Source organism: Micromonospora sp. NPDC005413 (assembly GCF_040606435.1).
Classification (GTDB): domain Bacteria; phylum Actinomycetota; class Actinomycetes; order Mycobacteriales; family Micromonosporaceae; genus Micromonospora.
The window spans coordinates 69,606-87,862 of sequence record NZ_JBEXEV010000021.1; the positions used below are offsets into that span (position 1 = coordinate 69,606).

15 protein-coding genes and 1 pseudogene are annotated in these 18,257 nt (G+C 72.2%); 9 read left to right on the plus strand and 7 right to left on the minus strand.

Translation table 11 applies throughout. The features are described 5' to 3' along the window. The first annotated feature begins 150 nt into the window (after positions 1-150). From ABZS37_RS21300 to ABZS37_RS21320, 5 genes are all read left to right on the plus strand, one after another. Complete coding sequence (locus ABZS37_RS21300) at positions 151-3,048, plus strand: AAA family ATPase (RefSeq protein ID WP_355171392.1); 2,898 nt, start codon at positions 151-153, stop codon at positions 3,046-3,048. Positions 3,049-3,183: 135 nt separating this feature from the next. Next, positions 3,184-3,954, plus strand: a complete 771-nt coding sequence (locus ABZS37_RS21305; RefSeq protein ID WP_354994160.1) for a DUF5995 family protein — start codon at positions 3,184-3,186, stop codon at positions 3,952-3,954. A gap of 374 nt (positions 3,955-4,328) precedes the next feature. Next, positions 4,329-4,730, plus strand: coding sequence for a hypothetical protein (locus tag ABZS37_RS21310; RefSeq protein ID WP_355171394.1), 402 nt, complete (start codon positions 4,329-4,331; stop codon positions 4,728-4,730). 87 nt (positions 4,731-4,817) lie between these two features. Further along, positions 4,818-6,914 (plus strand): amino acid transporter, encoded by a 2,097-nt coding sequence (locus tag ABZS37_RS21315; protein WP_355171396.1) that lies wholly within the window; start codon positions 4,818-4,820, stop codon positions 6,912-6,914. A gap of 168 nt (positions 6,915-7,082) precedes the next feature. After that, the gene (locus ABZS37_RS21320; RefSeq protein WP_355171398.1) at positions 7,083-8,600 is read left to right on the plus strand and encodes a hypothetical protein; all 1,518 of its coding nucleotides are present in this window, start codon (positions 7,083-7,085) and stop codon (positions 8,598-8,600) included. 112 nt (positions 8,601-8,712) lie between these two features. Here ABZS37_RS21320 and ABZS37_RS21325 read toward each other — a convergent pair whose 3' ends face one another. Further along, positions 8,713-9,555, minus strand: coding sequence for a TIGR03557 family F420-dependent LLM class oxidoreductase (locus ABZS37_RS21325; protein ID WP_355171400.1), 843 nt, complete (start codon positions 9,553-9,555; stop codon positions 8,713-8,715). A 108-nt stretch (positions 9,556-9,663) separates the two neighbouring features. Then, the gene (locus ABZS37_RS21330; RefSeq protein WP_306271566.1) at positions 9,664-9,870 is read right to left on the minus strand and encodes a hypothetical protein; all 207 of its coding nucleotides are present in this window, start codon (positions 9,868-9,870) and stop codon (positions 9,664-9,666) included. Positions 9,871-10,121: 251 nt separating this feature from the next. On the opposite strand from ABZS37_RS21330, the gene ABZS37_RS21335 reads away from it, so the two are divergent. After that, a complete protein-coding gene (locus ABZS37_RS21335; RefSeq protein ID WP_355171402.1) occupies positions 10,122-10,949 on the plus strand; it encodes a hypothetical protein in 828 nt (275 codons plus the stop codon). Positions 10,950-10,965: 16 nt separating this feature from the next. After that, a complete protein-coding gene (locus tag ABZS37_RS21340; RefSeq protein WP_355171404.1) occupies positions 10,966-11,187 on the plus strand; it encodes a hypothetical protein in 222 nt (73 codons plus the stop codon). A gap of 24 nt (positions 11,188-11,211) precedes the next feature. On the opposite strand, the gene ABZS37_RS21345 is transcribed toward ABZS37_RS21340, so the two are convergent. The 5 genes from ABZS37_RS21345 to ABZS37_RS21365 all read right to left on the minus strand — a co-directional run bounded on the left by ABZS37_RS21345 (position 11,212) and on the right by ABZS37_RS21365 (position 16,646). After that, the gene (locus ABZS37_RS21345) at positions 11,212-12,420 is read right to left on the minus strand and encodes a low temperature requirement protein A (protein WP_355171406.1); all 1,209 of its coding nucleotides are present in this window, start codon (positions 12,418-12,420) and stop codon (positions 11,212-11,214) included. Positions 12,421-12,706: 286 nt separating this feature from the next. Then, positions 12,707-13,783, minus strand: coding sequence for a hypothetical protein (locus ABZS37_RS21350; RefSeq protein WP_355171408.1), 1,077 nt, complete (start codon positions 13,781-13,783; stop codon positions 12,707-12,709). 284 nt (positions 13,784-14,067) lie between these two features. Beyond that, on the minus strand, positions 14,068-15,417 hold the full coding sequence (locus tag ABZS37_RS21355) for an NAD(P)/FAD-dependent oxidoreductase (protein WP_355171410.1): 1,350 nt from the start codon (positions 15,415-15,417) through the stop codon (positions 14,068-14,070). Between the two features lies 1 nt (position 15,418). Beyond that, positions 15,419-15,760, minus strand: a complete 342-nt coding sequence (locus tag ABZS37_RS21360; protein WP_354994150.1) for a TcmI family type II polyketide cyclase — start codon at positions 15,758-15,760, stop codon at positions 15,419-15,421. A gap of 88 nt (positions 15,761-15,848) precedes the next feature. Then, positions 15,849-16,646, minus strand: coding sequence for a BTAD domain-containing putative transcriptional regulator (locus ABZS37_RS21365; RefSeq protein WP_355171412.1), 798 nt, complete (start codon positions 16,644-16,646; stop codon positions 15,849-15,851). 444 nt (positions 16,647-17,090) lie between these two features. On the opposite strand from ABZS37_RS21365, the gene ABZS37_RS21370 reads away from it, so the two are divergent. Together ABZS37_RS21370 and accD are read left to right on the plus strand one after the other, a co-directional pair. Next, the gene (locus ABZS37_RS21370; RefSeq protein ID WP_355171413.1) at positions 17,091-17,429 is read left to right on the plus strand and encodes a TcmI family type II polyketide cyclase; all 339 of its coding nucleotides are present in this window, start codon (positions 17,091-17,093) and stop codon (positions 17,427-17,429) included. After that, positions 17,426-18,220: pseudogene (gene accD, locus ABZS37_RS21375) on the plus strand (acetyl-CoA carboxylase, carboxyltransferase subunit beta); the annotation flags it as partial. The gene ABZS37_RS21370 and the pseudogene accD, both read left to right, overlap by 4 nt. Positions 18,221-18,257: the final 37 nt, after the last annotated feature.

Below are 18,257 nucleotides of genomic sequence, written 5' to 3' on the forward strand. Positions count from 1 at the left end.
CGGAGATTGGCACCACTGGGCCGACGGGGGATCTGCCGAACGACGTATGTCGGCCACCCGCAACCTTTAGTCGCAAAGTCGACGCGAGGAGTACCACAAGCGGGCGGTGGCCGTAGAACGGTGAGGGGCCCTGTGATTAGGCTGCGTGCCATGGCCAGCGATGTGGACACCGCGCCGCTCGTCGGCCGGGCCGAGCTGATGCAGACGGTTCGGTCCGCTCTGCTCGGTGACGCCGCGCACGGGCAGACCGCCGCCGTCTTCCTGACCGGCGAGAGCGGCGTGGGCAAGACCCGCCTGTTGGGTGAGATCGGCGACCGGCTGCGCGATCAGGGTGCCGTGGTGCTCACCGGCAGCTGCCTGGACATCGGCGACGCCTCTCCGCTGCACCCGCTGTTGCAGGCACTGCGCCGCTTCGACGCCGATGTCTCCACGCAGCACGCGCGCGCCTCCTCGGCGGTGCGTGGGCTGTTGCAGATGTTCGCCGACGAGACCGCCGGTCCGGACGGCGCGGGCGCGTTGCTGGAGCGGGTCTCCCGCGGGTTGCACCTGATCGCCGAGGGCAGACCGCTGGTGTTGATCCTCGACGACCTGCAGTGGGTCGACCGGAGCACCCGGCAGCTGCTGCTCTACCTGTTGGCCGGGCTCGGTGACCTCCAGCTCTCGGTGTTGGCCGCGGTGCGCGCCGAGTCGTTGCAGGGCGCCCACCCGCTGCGCCGGGTGCTCACCGAGCTGCGTCGGCTACGGACGGTGCGGGTGCTCGACCTGGCAACACTGGGCCGGGCCGACACCGACAAGCTCGCCGCCGCGGTGGTCGGCCGGACGCTGTCCGTCGACGCCGCCGAGCAGGTGTGGCAGCGCAGCGGCGGCAACCCGTTCGTCATCGAGGAACTGGCCCGCGACCTGCGCGACGGCCGCGACGGCCTGTCCGAGACGCTGCGGGAGATCTTCCTGGACCGGGTCGACGCGCTGCCCCAGCACGCGCACGCGGTGGTGCACGCGGTGGCCGCCGGCGTCGAGCCGGTGCAGCACTGGCTGCTGGCCCAGGTGCTGCGGTTGCCGGAGGACGAGCTGATCGACGCGGCCCGCGCCGCGGTGGCGCACCGGCTGCTGGTCGGCGCCGACGACGGTTACCGGCTACGGCACCGCCTCGTCGCCGAGGTGCTGGCGCACGAGCTGCTGCCCGCTGAGCGCTCCGGGCTGCACCGCCGCTACGCCGAGGCGCTGACCGCGGCGCCGGGTGAGCTGCACCAGGCCCGGCTGGCGCACCACTGGCGGCTGGCCGGTGAGCCGGCGCGCGCGTTGCCGGCGGCGGTGGCCGCCGCGCAGGAGGCCGAGCGGCTGCACGGTTACGCCGAGGCGCACCGGCACTGGTCGGCGGCGTTGCAGTTGGCCGCCGACCCCGGCCCGCTGACGGTGGACCGGGTTGAGCTGCTCGAGAACGCCGCCGAGGCGGCCCACCACTGTGGAGAGCACGCCCGCGCGCTGGCCCTGCTGGAAGAGCTGGCCGAGCTGCGGGGCGGCGAGCCGAGCTGCGCGCTGCACATCCGCCGGGCCCGTTACCTGGCCGCCGCCGGTCGCTCGGCGCTGGCCGAGGAGGAATACCAGCGGGCCCTGGAGGCGGCGGACTGCTCCCCGCGTGACCGGGCCGCCGCCGCCGCGCGCCTGGCCGAGCTGCTGCTGCACCTGGGCCGGTACGCCGACGCCGGTCAGCGGGCCCGGGAGGCGTTGTCGCTGGCCGAGAACGTGGAGGGTTCCGCCACCGAGGTCGTGTTGGCCAGCTCGGCGCTGGGCTTCAGCGACGCCTGTCTGGAAGACCCGGACGCCGGCCTGGCGGTCATGCGCGACGCCCTCGACACCGCCGAGCGCGCCGGCCAGCCCGAGGACGTGGCCTGCGCGTACCTGCACCTCGCGGAGCTGCTGACCGGGCCCCTGAACATCCTCGAAGAGGGCGTGGTGGTGGCCCGGCGGGGTGCCGACCGGGTGACCGAGCTGGGGCTGGGCCGCACCTGGGGCACCCGACTGCTGGCCGTCGCCATCAACGGGCTGTTCCGGGTGGGTCAGTGGGCCGAGGCGGAGAAGGTGGTCGCCGCCGCCCTTCGGCACCGACCGTCCGGTGCGGACGCCGTCGAGTTGCTGCTCGCCCGGTGTCGGCTCTCGGTGGGCTACGGCGACATCGAGGCCGCCAGTCGGGACCTCGACGCGGTGGCGACCCTGCTCGCCGGCGGCGGGGCGCGACACGTCATTCCGCTGCTCACCCTGCGCTCCGGGCTGGCCATGTGGGAGGGCCGGCACGACGTGGCACGGCTGGCGGTGCAGCGCGGCCTCACCGAGAGCCGCTCCGACGACGTGATGATCCTGTCCGCTCTGGTCTGGCACGGCCTGCGCGCCGAGGCGGAGGCGCACGCCAGCCGCACCGTGGCCGTGGACCCGACGGCGGTACGACGGCTGCGGGACGTCGCCGAGCGGGTGTCCCGCAAGAGCGCCGGTGCGGCCCGACCGGTGCGGTCGGTGGTCGAGGGCTTCCTGGCACTCTGCGCCGCCGAGGTGAGCCGCCTCGACGGCAGCGACCCGGAGCTGTGGGCCGCGTCGGTCGCCGAGTGGGATCGACGTCACCACCCGTACCCGGCGGCGTACTCGCGACTGCGGCAGGCCGAGGCGCTGCTGGCTCGTCGCAGCCGGGTGGCCACCGCCGGCAAGCTGCTGCGTGAGGCGTACCGGGTGGCGCAGGGGTTGGGTGCGGTGCCGTTGACCTCGGAGATCCGCGAGCTCGCCGGGCGGGCCCGGGTGTCGCTGGACGAGCTCGAGACCACCGGCGGTACGCGGGGTGCACCCGCCGAGGCGGCCGACGACGAGTTGACGGCGCTCACCGCACGGGAGCGGGAAGTGCTTGCGCTGGTCGCCGAGGGGCTGACCAACAAGGAAATCGGGCAGCGGCTGTTCATCAGCGAGCGGACCATCGGGGTCCACGTGTCGCACATCTTCGACAAGCTCCAGGTCCGTACCCGGGTCCAGGCCAGCGCTATCCAGTTGCGCAACCAGCGCGGCTGACCGGCCGCTCCGTCCGCCGGCGCGTGTGCGCGCCGGGATACGTCGTTCTACTGATCCGCCGAGCGGGTGTCGGCTGAGAGGCTGAGCCGCGTCGACGACGGCACGGGGGATGCCGCCGACCACCATGGAGGAGAGATGACCGAACCGGTCTGGGGGCCCGTGCACCGGGACATCGTCGACCTGCTCGCCGACCATCCCGCGGACGTGCCAGCCGTGGTCGATCACCTCACCAAACTCCAGGACCTGCTGGTGCGGCTGCCTCCGTTGGAGGACAGTTGCCCCCTCGCTGACTTCAACAGGCTCTACCTGACCATCACCAGCAGTGTGCTCGACGGGCTGTACGACGACCGGTTCGTCGACCCGGCCTTCCTCTCGCGGCTCGACGTCGAGTTCGCCGCAAGGTATTTCGACGCGATGCGCCTGTGGACCGACTCCAGCCCGGGCACACCGAAGGCGTGGTCGTGTCTCTTCGAGCGAATGCGGGGGCCGGACGCCCGTCCGCTGCCCTCCGCGGCGGCCGGGGTGAACGCGCACATCAACTTCGACCTGCCGTTCGCGTTGGTGACCACGTTCGACCACCTGGAGTCGGAGCCGGTCGACGGCAGCGACCAGCACCACGACTACCTCGAGATCAACAAGATCTTCGCGGACAAGATCCCGGGCCTGCGCCGCGGCTACCTGGAGCGGTGGCAGCTGCTCATCGACATGCTCAACGGTGACATCGACGACTGGTACCAGGGGGAACTGGTCGAGTACACCCGCGATGTCGCCTGGCGTAACGCACAGAAGATCTGGCGGTGCCGGCACGACCCGGACGCCCGCGAGTGTGAGCGTACGCGGCTGGACGACAACGCCGCGGCGCTCGGCCGGCTGCTGCTCTCGCCCCTGGGGGCGTTCCTGCAGTAGCCGGGACGGGGGGTCCCCGCGCTCCGCCCCGTGGGGGGCGGCGGAGCGCGGGGGCGCGTCCCACCAGTTCCGCCCACCCCGTGTGGTCCGAGGTTCGGTCGGCCCCGGGGGGGTACAGCCGGTCGGCCCCGGGGGGTGTCGACCGTCTGCCACCGTCGGTCGGCCCGGGGGGTGCCGGCCGGCGGTGGGGGAGGGCGTCGAGGCCCTGCCGAGGATGAGGCGTTTCGGGGGTGTCGGCGGGCTCGTACGGGGTACGCCCGCGCCATGACCGTCCTGGCCCGGCGCCGGCCCGCCTCCCGCCCCCGGCCCGCGCGGCCCGGTCCACTGCGGCCGGGTGGCCCGGTGCCGCGACCCACCGTCCGGCCCGGTGCGCGATGACCGGCGCCGCGACGCGGTTCCCGTTCCGCTTCGACCCGGTGTTCCGCCCGATGTTGGCGCTGCTGGGGGTCCGCCCGACGACGGCCTGGGTCGCCGTGACCGACCGGGATCTGCTGATCCGGTACGGGCCGTGGCGGCTGCGGACCGACCGGGACAACGTGTCCGCCGTCGAGCTGAGCGGCCCGTACCGCTGGTGGCGGGTGATCGGGCCACACCTGTCGCTGGCCGACAGCGGCGCGAGCTTCGGCAGCAGCACCGCCGGCGGGATCTGCCTGCGCTTCGGCGTACCGGTGCCGGCCGTGGTGCCCGGCGGGCGGCCACGACACCCGGCGGTCACGGTGACCGTCGCCGATCCGCCCGGCCTGGCCCGGTTGCTCGCCGTTCCGGACCTGTCCTGAGCAGCCCGTCCACGTGCCCGGTTCCGCCGGCCGGGCCCCTGACCACCGCCTACCGTCGGATCAGGACCTGTGAGGGTGGGACTGGCGATGGGTGACGAGCACCGGGCGAAATCACGACGCTGGAGCGGTCGCCGCCACGTGCCGACCGGGCCGGACCCGGCGCTGCGGGCAGCCCGCGACCCGGCCCGCCCGCACCGGGGCGGCCGGCAGGGTGTCGTGGTGCCCGAACGCGTGGCCACCCCGGCCCGGTCGGCGCCGCCAGCCAGCCCACTGCGCCGCTGGCTCTTCCAGCACCAGGTGCAGCCGCCCGGCCCGGAGGCGACCGAGGGGCAGAACCGCAGGCACGCCTGGTGGCAGGTGATGTGCCTGACCGGCGTGGACTACTTCTCCACCCTGTCGTACCTGCCGGGCATCGCGGCGGTGGCGGCCGGCGTGCTCTCCCCGCTGGCGACTCTGTTGATCGTCGCGCTCACCCTGTTCGGCATGCTGCCGATGTACCGGCGGGTGGCCCATGAGAGCCCGCACGGGCAGGGCTCGGTGGCGATGCTGGAGAGGCTGTTGCCGTTCTGGCGGGGCAAGATCTTCGTACTCGTGCTGCTCGGCTTCGTGGCCACCTCCTGGATCATCACGATCACCCTCTCCTCGGCCGACGCCACCGTGCACCTGATGGAGAACCCGTACGTGCCGGACGCCCTGCACCGCCCCCTGGTCCCGGTCCTGGCCACCGTGGTGCTGCTGCTCATCCTCGGCGGGGTGTTCCTGCTCGGCTTCCGCGAGGCGGTGGTCGTGGCCATCCCACTGGTCGCGGTCTTCCTGGTGCTCAACGCGGTGATCGTCGTGGTCGCGGTGGCCCGGATCGCCGACGACCCGGGCATCGTGTCGGACTGGACCGCCGCGTTGACCAGGACCGGCGGCGGGCCGGGCCACGTGTTGCTCACCGCCGTGCTGGCGTTCCCGCTGCTGGTGCTGGGGCTGTCCGGTTTCGAGACCGGGGTCAGCATGATGCCCCTGGTCGCGGCCGACGGGCCGGACAAAGAGGCCCGGCTCGCCGCCCGGATCCGCAACACGCGTCGGCTGCTCACCACCGCCGCGCTGATCATGTCGGTGTACCTGATCTCGACGACCTTCGTCACGACGGTGCTCATCCCGCCGGAGGAGTTCCGACCGGGCGGCGCCGCGAACGGTCGGGCGCTGGCGTTCCTGGCGCACACCTACCTGGGCGAGGTGTTCGGCAGCGTCTACGACGTGAGCAGCGTGCTCATCCTCTGGTTCGCCGGCGCCTCGGCGATGGCCGGGCTGATCAACATCGTGCCGCGCTATCTGCCCTCGTACGGCATGGCCCCGGAGTGGGCGCGGGCGGTGCGCCCAGTCGTGATCGTCTACACCGTGGTCAGCGTCGCCATCACGATCGCCTTCCGGGCCGACGTCAACGCTCAGGCCGGGGCGTACGCCACCGGCATCCTGGCGATGATGGTCTCCGGTGCGGTGGCGGTGACGATCTCCGCGGCCCGCCGCCACCGGCGCGCCGCCGCGATCGGCTTCACCGTGCTGACCCTGGTGCTGCTGTACGCGCTGCTGGAGAACGTCATCGAGCAGCCGGACGGGATCACCATCTCCGCGCTGTTCATCCTCGGCATCATCGTGGTGTCGTTGGTCTCCCGGGTCACCCGGACCACCGAGTTGCGTGCCGAGCGGATCGAGTTCGACGAGCCGGCCCGTCGGTTCATCACCGAGTCGCTGGCCCACGACGGGCAGCTGCACCTGATCGCGAACAAGCGGCAGAACGGCTCGGTGAAGGAGTACACGCTCAAGGAGCGGGCGCAGCGTGGGATGAATCCGGTGCCCGGGGCCGCGGACGTGCTGTTCCTGGAGATCGAGGTGGTCGACCCGTCGGAATTCAGTCAGGTGCTGCGAGTGCACGGGATCGAGGTGGGCGGCTTCCGGGTGCTGCGGGCCAGCAGCCCGGCCGTGCCCAACGCGATCGCCGCGATCCTGCTGGCACTGCGTGACGCCACCGGGGTCCGGCCGCACGCGCATTTCGAGTGGTCGGAGGGGAGCCCGATCGCGCACCTGGCGCGCTATCTCATCCTCGGTCGCGGAGACACCCCGCCGGTGGTACGGGAGATCATCCGCCGGACCGAGCGGGACCCGCTGCGTCGTCCCGGGATCCACGTCGGGGGGTGATCGGACCCTGATTGATCAGCTTTGAAGATGAATAGGGGCACTATTCACGTTCACGCCTTCCTGTCCGTATTACGGACTTATCGTGACGTTTGGTGGCCGACGGTACGTCGAGCCCCCCGCGCCCGGATCGGCGCGCGGTCACGTCAGGCAGGAAGGTAGGCACCTTTGATGTCCACGCACCGAGGGGGAGACCGCGCGACCCGACCCAGACGGCGTTCCCGTTGGGTCTTAGCCGGCGGCCTCCTGGCCGGGAGCCTGGTCGTGGGGGCGGCCGGAGCGGCTGGCGTCGCTGCCGCCGCCGACCGTGACCTCTCTCTCCCAGGCCTGGGCCGGCTGACCGCGGCGGCCCAGAGTGACGACGACCGGCGAACCGACGATCAGCGTGCGGCGGAGCAGGACCAGGGCGGCGCCGAGCGGGCCCGTCCGGCTACCCCGGGCACCGGCAAGCCGGGCGTGGTGTCGGTGCCCTGCGACGCCGCGAAGCTGGTGGCGGCGCTGGTGACTGCCAACGCCGAGGGCGGCGCGGAACTCCGGCTCGCGCCCAAGTGCCGCTACACCCTCACCGAGGCGTTCCACGAGACCGACCAGTATGACGGCGGGATCCGGGACGCACGGGAGACGGCCGACGCCGCGGAGACCCCCGGTGACGCCGACGCGCCCCCGCACAACCCGGCCGACGACACCGCCGGCCTGCCGGTGATCTACCAGCCCATCACGATCGACGGCGCGGGCGCCACCATCGCCCGGGACGCCCAGGCCGCCGCGTTCCGCTTCTTCACCGTCCGTGACGGTGGCGAGCTGACCCTGCGGGACGTGGAACTGCACAACGGCCGCTCGGCCATCGAGGGCGGCAGCGTGCACGTGGTGCATGGGGCGACAGCTGTGGTGGAGCGGGTCACCGTCACCCAGAGCACCTCGCTGTCCCCCGAGGGCGGCGGTGGTGGGATCTTCAACGACGGCAACATGGTCGTCACCGACTCCACGTTCATCGGCAACAGCGCCTCCGGCGCCGCGGGCAAGGGCGGGGGCCTGCTCAACGGTGGTGTGCTGACGCTGAAGCGCTCCGAGTTCCACCACAACAGCGCCAACGGGTACGGCGGCGGCCTCGGCAACTACCGTGGCGCGGCCGACGTGGAGAGCGTCTCCTTCACCCAGAACAGCGCCGGCCAGGGCGGCGGGCTGGCCAGCTTCTCGGCCCGGACGAAGGTCTCCGACACCGAGTTGCTGAACAACACCGCTCAGGTCGGCGGCGGTGCCGCGAACTCCGACGCGGTGCTGGTGATGCGCAAGATGACCATCCGTGGCAACACGTCCACCGTCAGCGGTGGCGGCATCTCGACCGTGAAGGGCCTGACGCCGCTCGACGACAGCGTGGTCGACGGCAACACCACCCACGGCATTGGCGGCGGCATCTACGCCGAGAAGGCGAACCTGCTGGTGCGCGGCAGCGACGTGACCGGTAACGAGGCTGTCGGCGCCGCGTCCAAGGGTGGCGGCATCTACGCCACCGCGGGCTCGGTGGCGCTCTACACCAGCAAGGTCACCCACAACGCGTCGACGGTGAAGCCCGGCGGCATCTTCGCCTCGCACGCCCAGGTCAAGATCGACGACGAGAGCGTGGTCGTCGAGAACGAGTCGACCAACTGCGAGGGCAGCGCGGTACCGATCGCGCACTGCTTCCGCTGAGCAGACCCGCGCACCCATCCCGGGCGCGCAGCGAGCCGCCCCGACGATCAGTCGAGGCGGCTCGCCGCGCTCTGCCCTGGTCACTTGATCCTCATCGTCTCAACGGCCGGCATCAGCCCATCGCGCGGAGGCGGCCGGAAAGGTCCCCGGCGAAGAAGTCGAGGAAGCCGTCCGGGTCGGGGCCGGCGTTCTGGAGGACGACGTGGTCGAAGCCGGCCTCGATGTACGACCGAACCTTGGCCACGTGCGGCTCCGGGTCGGGACCGACGGAGAAGAGGTGGCGGATGTGCTTCTCCTCGACGTACGAGCTGGCCGCGTCGAAGTTGACCGGGTTCGGCAGCTCGCTCATCACCTTCCAGCCGGTGACCATCCACCGGCTGGTCTGCAACACCGCCTGCACCGCCTGTTGCTCGTCGGTGGCCCAGGCCAGCGGAACCTCCGCGTAGCGCGGGCCCGAACCGTGGGCGTGCCGGTAGTGCTCGACGATCGACGCCTCCGGCTCGGTGGCGAACAGGCCGTCGCCCAACTCGGCGGCGAGCCGGGCCGACGCCTCGCCGCTGGCCGCCACCGCGATCACCGGCGGGGTGTCCGGCAGGTCGAAGACCCGGGCGTCCTCCAGTTGCAGGTGCCGGCCCTCGTACGACTGGTAGCCACCCTGCCAGAGCAGTCGGATGATCTCCAGCGCCTCGCGTAGTCGCTCGTGCCGGCCCCGCACGCTGGGGAAGCCCTGCCCGATCACGTGCTCGTTGAGTCGCTCGCCGGCCCCCACCCCGAGGGTGAACCGCCCGTCGGAGATCAGCGCCATGGTCGCCGCGGCCTGCGCGATGATCGCCGGGTGGTAGCGGACGGTCGGGCACGTGACGCCGGTGGCGAGGCGCAGGGTGCTGGTCTTGGCCGCGATGGCGCCGGGTCGGTTCCCGACCTCGGCACCGACAAACGCCGCCGAGACAGGCAAGGCAGCCTCCTAGGATGCCCTGCGGGGTGTGAGGTGTCGGTGCCATCCCTACCTGCACACACCGGCCCGTGTCCCCGATCAGGGGGCACGGGCCGGTGGACGTTCCTCCTACTTGGAGGGCTCGGGCAGCTTGCAGTCGACCTTGGGGTTGGCGCCGATGTAGTTCAAGGGCCCGGCCACGATGGTGACCAGGATGGTGCCGGCCTCGGCACAGTTGGTGTCGTCCCCGCTGTAATAGCCGCGCTGGCCGGCCGCGACCGCGCCGATTACCAACCAGATCACGACGATGACTCCGAGTATCGAGGTGCCGCGCATCGCTGCCTCCTGAGGAATGTGGTGAGTGTGAGGTGCAGGCGTTGTACCCAATCGGGTCGCGCCGCTAACGGCTGGGCGCCACACCCCTCCCGGATCCTCCATCCGGCCGATGCCGTCCGCCGTTGAGTACCGTCCGGGCATCGGCCGCCCGCACCGGGTAGCCCGAGTCGGCTATCGGATCGACGACCGACCTCGCCGTCGTACGGGTCGGCGGACGTAGAACTGCCTCACGCCCCCGCCGAGGAGGACTCATGGACGCCCCGATACCGCCCCTGTACATCGACCGCCCCGAGGACGTGGCGGTCGCGGCCCGCGCGCTGGCCGGCGGCGCGGTCGTCGCGGCGGCGTTCGCCAACTTCTACGCCATCGTCACGCGTCCCGACGCCGCCACCGTACGCCGGGTCAACCTGGCCAAGGGTCGTCCGGTCCACCAGGTCGGCAGCACCACCACCGCGATCGGCCGGATCCCCGGAATGTTCGACTGGACGCGGATCTCGCCGCGGTTGCCGGTCGGTCGGGTGCGGGCGCTGATGGACGCCCTCTACGGAGCCGGGCCCTTCGGCTTCCGCGGGCCGGCGGCGGAGCGGTTGCCCGAGCACCTCACCCAGGTCGACCAGGGGTTGCGGACCACTCAGGTGATCGCGCCGGGCCTGACCTGCCCGTCCAACGCCTTCTTCGAGCGAGCGCTCGCCGAGACCGGGTCGGATCACCTCTACATCACCTCGGCGAACCGGTCCCGGCATCTCACTGGCGCAGCCGAGGAACCGGCGCACTGGAAGGCCGGGGCCCTCGCCGCCGACTTCGCCCACCTCGACGACCTGGTGGTCCTCGTCCACCGCGACGAGGCGGCGTCCCGGGCCGCGTACCCGGGCTACCTCACCACCTCGGTCACCCTGCTCTCCTTCCACGCACCGGAAGGTGAGATCGAGGAGCCGCCGGTGCTCACCGTGGACCGGCACGGATCGCTGCACCTGGACGACGTCCGCCGCGCCGCCGCGCCGCTTGGCCTGCAGGTGCGCCTGGGCGGCACCGCCGGGCAGCGGTTACAGGTCCGGGGGTACGCCGGGGCGCTGGTGTGAGCGGCGACTGCGCCAGGTGACCTCCGACGAGTTGGCCCGGATGAACCGCTCCGTTCTCCGGTTCTCCGCCTGCGTGCAGCTTCCGTCGTTGGCGGCGGTGCCGCAGGTGGAGGTCCGCCTCGGCCGTCCGGTGCTCACCGCGGCCACCGCGACCGTGCACCAACTGCTCACCGGTCTGGATGTCGAGCCGTACGTGCCGAACGCCGGCCGGCTGCTGGCCGGCTCGACGCCAGGCTGAGCGGGCCGGCACCGACCGGTCGGCTCAGTGCGGTGGGGTGGGGACCTCGGGCGGTTTGCCGTGGCTACGCCGGAAGTCCGCGTAGGCCACGCCGGCCAGCACCAGCAGGGCACCGAGGGAGGCGAACGCCGGCGGCAGGAACACCACGCCGGGCGCGATGCTCAACAGCGCCAGCACGCCGCCCGGTCGGGACCACGAGACCCGGCTGAACACCTCGTACTCGAAGGAGGCCCGGCCGGCCAGGAACAGTGCCGGGCCGCCGAGAATCACCGCCAGCCAGGCCGGCGGCGTCCGCCCGGTCGGTTCGTGCAGCATCAGGTGGAAGCCGGACGCGGTGGTCACCACGCCGGAAATCATCAACAGATGGGTGTACGGCGCGGTGACCAGGAACTTGCTCGGTGACCGGGCCGCCTGGATGGCGATTGGCAGCAGCTCACCGGACTTGTGCACGTAGATTCGCCAGAGCACGAGGGTGGTCAGGAACGCCACCGCGAACGTCCCGATGTTCTCGCCCTCGGAGTGCTCCATGCTGAACGTACTGCCGATCGTCAGAATCGCATCGCCGAGGGCGATGATGAAGAACTGCTGGTAGCGCTCGGAGAGGTGCTCCGCCGTGACGTTGCGCTGCTGCTCCGGCACCACCCCGAGCCCGGGCACCGGGTACGCGAGCCGGAAACCGATGTAGTCGATGGCGAGCGCGAGGGCCCACCACGCCATCCGGGCGTCGTCGCTGACGAACGCGCCGATGATCCACGGGATCGCCGACACGGCGAACCAGATGAAGATGCGTGCCGCGCGGCGCTGGGTCTGTGGTTCGCGGCGTACTGCCGGCATCAGGAACAGCCCGCGTCCCAGGTGGATCGCCACGTAGGTGGCGGCGAAGATGAGCCCTCGGTCGTTGAACGCGTCCGGGATCGCCGTGGTCATCAGCAGCGCGCCGAACATCACGGCGCTGATCAGCAGCTTGATCTCGGTTCGTTCCGGGTTGTACAGGTCGGTGACCAGGGTGGTGATCGTCCAGGTCCACCAGACGGCGGCCAGCAGGATCAGTGCCTGGCCGGCCCGGCGCCAGTCGAGCTGTTCCACCATTGCTCGGGAGATGAGCGTGAGCGCGACCACGTACACCAAGTCGAAGAAGAGCTCAAGAAGCGTCACCCGGCGGGGGCCCTCCGGGTCGCGCAACGGTGGGCGGCGGGTCCACGGGGACCCGGGCTCCGGCGCGGCGAGGTGCACGGGCTACTCCTGCGGAACCGGTCGACTCGACGGGCCCGTCCAGCCCACCTCAGCGGACGGTATCGATCGGCGCACCGTGGGCTCCCCGGATTCGCCTGGCCTTCCCCCGACCGGGGGCATGATCCACTCCATATCGGCGACATCGGGGCATCAAGGGGCCGCGATACCCCCACATCGGCGATACGGAGTCGACCATGATCGTGGGACCGACGGTCCGCCCTCTGAACGGCCGAGCCCCCGGCCCACCGTCGCGTCGGACGGCCGCCGGGGGCTCGATGTCACCGCGTCAGGCCTGGCTGCCGCCCGGCAGCACGGCGGCCATCTCGTCGGCGGCACCGGCGAGCACGCGGGCCTGCTGCGGCCAACTGGCCAGCCCGGGTGCGGCACGCAGGCCGGCGGCCCGGATCAGGTCGCGCAGCCCCGCCTCGTCCAGCTCGCCGAGCTGGCCGTAGGTGCGCACGCCGGCGTCCTGCAACGCCGCCGCCATCTTCGGCCCGACCCCCTGGATCCGACGGAAGTCGTCGGCCGGGCCCGTCGGGTCGGCTTCCGCGCTGCTGACCGTGGTGTCGGCGGCCGAAAGGACCGGCGGGGTCGCGGTGTCGGTCGGCCGGACCGGAGGCGCGGCCACCACCGGCCGCGCCAGCTCGGCGTCGGCGTCGGCAGTCACCGGGTCAGCGTCTACCGGGCCGGCGGTCACGGGCGTCTCCACCAGCGCCGGGTCGACAACCGTGGCCTCGGTCTTCGCGGTTTCGGCCGGGGTGGTGTCGAGCGGCGCAGCGTCGACCGGGGTGGTGTCCACCGGGGTGGTGTCGAGCGGCATCGCGTCGACCGGCGCAGCGTCGACCGGGGTGGCGTCGACCGGGGTGGTGTCGGCGGGCGGGAGGTCGTCCGCGGGCTGGCGGGGGGCGATCACGGCCGCCGGGGCGGGCTGCTCGTCGACCGCGACCGGCTCGGGGGCCGATTCCACGGTGGGCTCGGGCCGCAGCTCAGCCGCGTCAGGCTGCTCGGCGGCCGGTACGGGCGGCGGGGCCTCGGTCAGCGCCATGTCCGCCGGGTCGACAGTGCTCGGGGCATCCGTCGGGGCATCGGTCGGGGTGGAACCGTCCGGCTCGGTCATCGCGGCTGGCGCGCTGACCGTGTCCACCGGCACCGGCTCGTCGGCGACCGCGGTCGGGGCCGGGTCGACGGTGGCCGCCGCCCGGGCCTCGTCGGTGGTGGCCGCTGGCGTCGGTGTGGCGATCACGGCAAGGCCGGCGACGGGATCACCGTCCACGATCGACCGACCCTGTCCGGTGCCCTCTGCGCCCCGCCGGCCGCGCAGCAGCCACCCGGCGGCCAGGCCCAGCAACAGTGCCAGTATCACTATCAGCGAGTGTCCGATAGACCACGCCACGGCGAACCTCCCTCTCACATCGTCGGAAAAGTCACGAGAAAAACTCGCGGGCAGCTTCGCACACACGTGTTTCCGACGACAGACAGGATCGGTCGAGGACGTTGCGGGTGGGACGGCCAGCTCAGCGGGTGCCTGTCGAGTGACACAGAGTCGCGCCGAGCACGACGTGAAGCAGGGCGGCACGAAACCCGGACGTGACGAGACCCGGGCCCGGCGGGGGACGCCGGACCCGGGTGGACGGGACGGTGCCCGGCTCAGTCCCGGTCGCCCTCGTAGGTGTGAAAGTCGTCGACGAACCGGCGACGGAGCCGCGGCACCCGGCTGGTCACTCCGAAGTAGCCGCGCGCGCCGAGCAGCGCGAGTCGACCCACCACCGGCCGGTACATCCGGTCGTCGCCGCTGGTGCCGCTGCGATTCAACGATTCGGCGACCCGCGCGAAGCCGTACGGCGCCATCACGGCCTCGTAGTCCGCCACCGCCTGTAGCAGCGTCTTGTCGCCGGTGGTGGCGCGGCTGAGCTGCTCGCAGAGCAGGCGGGCGTCGCGCAGCGCGGTGTTCGCGCCCACACCCCGACCCGGGGTCATGGTGTGGATGGCGTCGCCGAGCATGGTGACGGTGCTGCTCTTCCAGGGCGGCACCGGTTCGGACGTGGACACGTTGATCGGTAGGGCGCTGGCCGGATCAGCGTGGGTCAGCAGCTCCCGCAGGTGCGGGTGCCAGTTCGGGGTGAGGTCCAGGGCGACCCGCACCAGGTCCTCGCCGCGGCGCTCCATGACGTCGGTCGGGAACCGGCGGGCCGTGCTCCAGATGATCAGGTTGATGTTGTCCGTCGTGGTGCCGTGGGACAGGCCGGGCCAGTCCCGCAGCAGAGCGGCGTCGGCGTCGCTGACACCGGGCTTGATCGCCCGCTCGGCGTCCCACTTGAACTCCATGACGTGCAGCACGCCCATCATCCCGCCGACCCCGAAGATCAGCGAGATGCCCTGACGGACCCGCTCCGGGACGAGGCCGCGGGTGTGCGCGGTCAGCGGGATCCGGGTGGCGATGTTGATGGTGCCGGCGTCGCGGGTGACGGCGTGCGGCAGGTACTGGCGGCGCACTGCCGAGTGGGTGCCGTCCGCCGCCACCAGCAGGTCGCCGGTGGCACTGGTGCCGTCCGCGAAGTACGCGGTGACCGTGCCGTCGTCGCGCTGCTCGTACCGGGTGAAGGTCTTGTCGAAGTGCACCACGTCGTCGAGGCCGGTCAGCAGCACCTGGCGCAACACCATCCGCGCCACCGAGTGTTCGGTGTGCGCGGGGCCGGCGTCCGGCCGCAGCGCGAACGACGCGGTCTGGCGTAGCCCCTGGGTGACCACGTTGAAGTAGTGCGGCGGCCGTGCGCAGGTGGCCAGGAAGGTGGCGAACAGCTCCGGGGGCAGGCACTCGCGCAGCGCCCGACTGCCGGTGGGGCCGATGCCCACCCGGTAGCCGAGCAGCCCCTCGGCGCGATGGCGGTGCCGTTCGTAGACGGCGACGCTGATCCCGGCGCGGCGCAGGCCGTGTGCCAGGCACAACCCGCCCGTGCCGGCGCCGATGATCAGGACGTGCGGTGGCGCGGTGGACATGTCAGCCCTGCGCCACGGGCGCGTCGGCGGCGTCCCACCGGTAGAAGCAGCCGGCGATCGCGTCCCGGGGAGAGCGCCAGGTCGGCAGGTACGGCGACGTGTGCGCGGAGAGCCGCTCGTTGACCTGCTGGAAGAGCGGGTGGTTGCGGGCTGCCGCGAGCGCGTCCGGGTCGACCTCCGAGGTCTCCAGCACGTGGACGTACAGGTCGTGCAGGCAGTACAGGGACCGGTGCGTGACGCCGGTCAGACCGGGCAGTTCGGTGGCGTCGGATTCGGCGAAGATCTGCGCGACCCGCCCCTCCGCGCCCGGGATGATCCGGCTGACGATCAGTAGACGACTCATGGGACCCCTTCCGCCGGTGGTTCCGATCCTTGGATCGGCGCCACGTGCTCTGTACGCCCACCGTGCCGCAGCGCCTGTCACATCACCGTCACGTACGCCGGCCGGCCGGTGACGGGCGGTCGGTCACGGCTTCCCGGCTGGCCTCGCGGATCGGGGCGAGCGTGTCGTCGAGCAGGGCGCTCATCGCGGGGCTGGGCTCCAGGCGCAACTCTCTGCGCAGCAGGTCCCGGTAGACGTAGAAGGCGTGCACGGCTTCGAAGGCGTTGCCCTCGGCCAGGTGGATGCGGACCACCAGCCGGTGTGGCGTCTCCCGTAACGGCTCGGCGGCCATCGCCTCCAGTGCGGCTTCGAGGGCCTCGCCGTGCCGCCCTGCGGTCAGGTGGTGTCCGGCCACCTGTTCCAGCATGTGCAGGCGTAGTTGGCGCAGTCTCTCCCGGTCCAGCAGCACCCAGTCGTCGTACCAACCGGGTAGGAGGTCGTGCCGGCCGGCGGCGAGTGCCCCGGCCGCGGTGCGTGGGTCGTCGCCGTCGCGGACCCGGGCCGCGGTGCCGACCAGGTCGTCCACGTCGAGCCGGACCGCCGGGCCGAGCCGTACGGTGTCGCTGGCCACGGTCATCGGGCAGCACGGGTCCTGCCGCAGTCGCCAGAGTGCGGTGCGCAGTGAGGACAGCGCCCGTTCCTCGGACGCGTCCGGCCAGAGCAGCCCCGCGAGCTGGCTGCGGGTGGCGCCGGGGCGCAGCCCGATCAGCGCGATCACCCGTTGCAGCCCGCGCGGCACCACGACCGGCACCGCCTCGCGAAGCAGGCGGAAGCCGCCGAGCAGGTGTAGCGAGACACCCTCCTCGGGCGAGTCTCCGGCGGTCGGAACGGACGGATCAGCGGCCACGGCGGCACCCCCTGCGGAACGCTCGTCCCGACTGTCTGCTGTGTCCCGGATCGGTTGCCCGTAACGCCACTGTCGACCCCGCCGGCGGAGGCGCGACCACGACTGCCGGGCGCGGCCCCGCCCGCTGAGTCCGCCGGGCTGACCACGGTGAAGATTATCAATAGCGGTCACGGTGAGTCAACGGTGGCGTGGACCTTCTATTGGCGACAGTCAACCTGAGATCGGTTCTGAACTGCCCAAACATTCGCTCGTTCCGTCGCTGGGGGTGCAGCGGACGCATAGCTGATACACAGATTGCGTCAACGCAGCGTCACCGCCTTGCGTCGCTGACCGGCCCTGCCCGGTGACGCCGTCGTGACGAGGGCTGCCGCATCGTGTCGACAGTCGTCCAGCGCGTCCGGGGGCCACCCGTCGCCGGCCGGACGCCGTGGGGGGAGGCCCAGTATGGACCGGTCGCTGATCATCGCGAAGGTGGATCCGACTGCCGAGGAGCGGGTCGCCGCGATCTTCGCCGAGTCGGACGCGTCGGAGCTGCCGCGCCTGGTCGGCGTTCGGCACCGCTCGCTGTACCGGCTGCACGACCTCTATGTGCACCTGCTCGAGACCGAGCAGCCGGCGGGGGGCGCGGTGGAGGCCGCCCGTGGCCACCCCGAGTTCATCCGGGTCAGCGACCGCCTGCGCCCGTACGTCTCGCCGTACCTCTCGACGTGGCGCTCGCCGCGCGACGCGATGGCGCAGTGCTTCTACCGGTTCGACTCCCCGGACATTGGGCGGCGGTCGTGACGGCCACCGCACCGCGTGAGGAGCAGGCATGGTCCCGCTGCGCCGGCTGCGCCAGCCTGCTCTACCGCAAACGGCTGCGCCGCAACCTGGACGTCTGCCCGGAGTGCGGGGAGCACGCGCGACTCAGCGCCCCGGAACGCCTGCGCCAACTCGTCGACCCGGGATCGCTGCGTCCACTGCCCGACCTGCTTCCCGAGGCGGACCCGATCGACTTCGTCGACGTGCTGCCGTACCCGCACCGGCTCACCGCCGCGCGGGCCAGCACGGGCCTGGCCGAGGCGGTCGTCTGCGGCACCGCCACCATCGGTGGGCACCCGGCAGCGTTGGCGGTGATGGACTTCCGCTTCCTCGGCGGCAGCCTGGGCTGCGCGGTGGGTGAGCTGATCACCCGGGCCGCCGAACGGGCGCTGGACGACCGCACCCCGCTCATCCTGGTCACCGCCTCCGGCGGGGCGCGGATGCAGGAGGGCGCGCTGTCGTTGATGCAGATGGCCACCGTCAGCCAGGCCATCGCCGCGCTGCGCGAGGCGGGTCTGCTCACCGTGAGCGTCCTCACCGACCCGACCTACGGCGGGGTGGCCGCGTCGTTCGCCACCAACACCGACCTGGTGCTCGCCGAGAGCGGCGCGCGGATGGGCTTCGCCGGCCCCCGGGTGATCCGCCAGGTCACCGGCCGGGCACTGCCGGAGGGCTTCCAGACCGCCGATTTCCTGCTCCGACACGGCCAGGTCGACATGGTGGTACAGCGCCGGTCACTGCGCGGGCGACTGGTGGCGCTGCTCGCCGCAGCCCGCGCCGCCTGTCCGACCCGCGCCGACCGTCCGACCG

Bases quoted from the DNA above. Each gene is read 5' to 3' on its own strand.
- ABZS37_RS21300 (WP_355171392.1), top strand. From the start codon at position 151: ATGGCCAGCGATGTGGACACCGCGCCGCTCGTCGGCCGGGCCGAGCTG.
- ABZS37_RS21320 (WP_355171398.1), top strand. From the start codon at position 7,083: ATGTCCACGCACCGAGGGGGAGACCGCGCGACCCGACCCAGACGGCGT.
- ABZS37_RS21310 (WP_355171394.1), top strand. From the start codon at position 4,329: ATGACCGGCGCCGCGACGCGGTTCCCGTTCCGCTTCGACCCGGTGTTC.
- ABZS37_RS21360 (WP_354994150.1), bottom strand. From the start codon at position 15,760: ATGAGTCGTCTACTGATCGTCAGCCGGATCATCCCGGGCGCGGAGGGG.
- ABZS37_RS21305 (WP_354994160.1), top strand. From the start codon at position 3,184: ATGACCGAACCGGTCTGGGGGCCCGTGCACCGGGACATCGTCGACCTG.
- ABZS37_RS21330 (WP_306271566.1), bottom strand. From the start codon at position 9,870: ATGCGCGGCACCTCGATACTCGGAGTCATCGTCGTGATCTGGTTGGTA.
- ABZS37_RS21355 (WP_355171410.1), bottom strand. From the start codon at position 15,417: ATGTCCACCGCGCCACCGCACGTCCTGATCATCGGCGCCGGCACGGGC.
- ABZS37_RS21315 (WP_355171396.1), top strand. From the start codon at position 4,818: ATGGGTGACGAGCACCGGGCGAAATCACGACGCTGGAGCGGTCGCCGC.
- ABZS37_RS21370 (WP_355171413.1), top strand. From the start codon at position 17,091: ATGGACCGGTCGCTGATCATCGCGAAGGTGGATCCGACTGCCGAGGAG.
- ABZS37_RS21335 (WP_355171402.1), top strand. From the start codon at position 10,122: ATGGACGCCCCGATACCGCCCCTGTACATCGACCGCCCCGAGGACGTG.